Origin of the sequence: Halorubrum sp. SD690R, assembly GCF_005435035.1 — an archaeon.
In the GTDB taxonomy this organism is placed as follows: domain Archaea; phylum Halobacteriota; class Halobacteria; order Halobacteriales; family Haloferacaceae; genus Halorubrum; species Halorubrum ezzemoulense.
Map to the genome: position 1 here is coordinate 1 of NZ_SGTV01000091.1, position 1,122 is coordinate 1,122.

Consider the following 1,122-nt stretch of genomic DNA (forward strand, 5'->3'; position numbering starts at 1 on the left):
ATACGGTCGTGCGAAAGTATTTCCCAATATAGTCGTATTCTATAGTAATGGGTCGGTTGGACGGAATCACTCTGGAAGAACTTCACGAGCTACGTGAGCAAACAGCGGGAGAGATCCCGCGAGAACGTGTTCTCGCGGCGATCGGCCGAAAGCAGAGAGACAATCTTGACACACTCGCTGAACGCCATGATGTTGTCGAGAAAACGATTCGTAACTGGCTCGATCGGTTCGGGAATGAGCCGATCGAGCAGGCGCCGTACGATCAGCCCCGCCCAGGACGACCGTCGAAGCTTGAGGATGATCAACGTGAAGAACTGTTTGAACATCTACAAGATCCTCCAACTGAACTCGGCTACGAGCAACAGGCATGGTCAACGAAACTCCTGTTGTACCACGTCAAAGAAGAGTACGGTGTTGAATACAGCAAGGGTCATGGACGGAAGTTGATGGGAAAGGCCGGGCTGTCCTGTCGGACAGCACGGCCGCGCAATCACAAAGCGGACCCGGAGAAAGAGGCCGAGTTTCAGCAGACTGTTCAAAAAAACGGCACGAACTGACCGAGAAAACCGTGGTCGTTGTCGACCAGTTCACCAAGCGTGTCGGCACGGTTCAACGACGTGGCTGGTATCCGATCGGGTCAAATCCGACGATAGAGACATCAAACTCGTGAGACAAAGTGACCGTACTGGGCGCTGTCACCGACGACGGTGACAGCTTCTACTGCTGGACTGAGGCGAATCTCACGTCCAAGCAAGGAATCTGGTTACTCGGTGCACTCCAAGATCGGTTCGGCGAAGAATTAGTGGTGTTTCTCGACCGTGCTGGCTATTTTTACAACAGAGATCTCTGGGAACATGTCAGCGGTGAGCGCACGACCGAGACTGTCGGAGACAGTTCGGTCGAGCGCGTGTGCGGGGACAGAGAAGGTGAAGAACATCTCGATGTCTGGTATTTTCCGCCAAAACTCCCAGAGCTCAACCCAGTAGAAGGATGCTGGGATCGTCTCAATGAATGGTTCAAGCACCGCCTCATACCAGATCTTTCGACGCTGAAACGGCAGATTCAACGAGGACTGCCGACGATCACGGAACCGATCATCTGGAACTATCTCTGCCCTTGAGG

The 1,122-nt window shown here is 53.4% G+C and carries 2 protein-coding genes; both read left to right on the plus strand.

Going from position 1 to position 1,122, the window contains the following annotated elements; genetic code table 11:
• The first annotated feature begins 47 nt into the window (after positions 1–47).
• Positions 48–557 (plus strand): winged helix-turn-helix domain-containing protein, encoded by a 510-nt coding sequence (locus EXE41_RS18530; protein WP_137691786.1) that lies wholly within the window; start codon positions 48–50, stop codon positions 555–557.
• A 119-nt stretch (positions 558–676) separates the two neighbouring features.
• Positions 677–1,120, plus strand: coding sequence for a transposase (locus tag EXE41_RS20085; RefSeq protein WP_137691787.1), 444 nt, complete (start codon positions 677–679; stop codon positions 1,118–1,120).
• The last annotated feature ends 2 nt before the right edge of the window (positions 1,121–1,122 follow it).

Excerpts from the sequence above, each read along its gene's own strand:
- EXE41_RS18530 (WP_137691786.1), top strand. The coding sequence starts at position 48 with ATGGGTCGGTTGGACGGAATCACTCTGGAAGAACTTCACGAGCTACGT.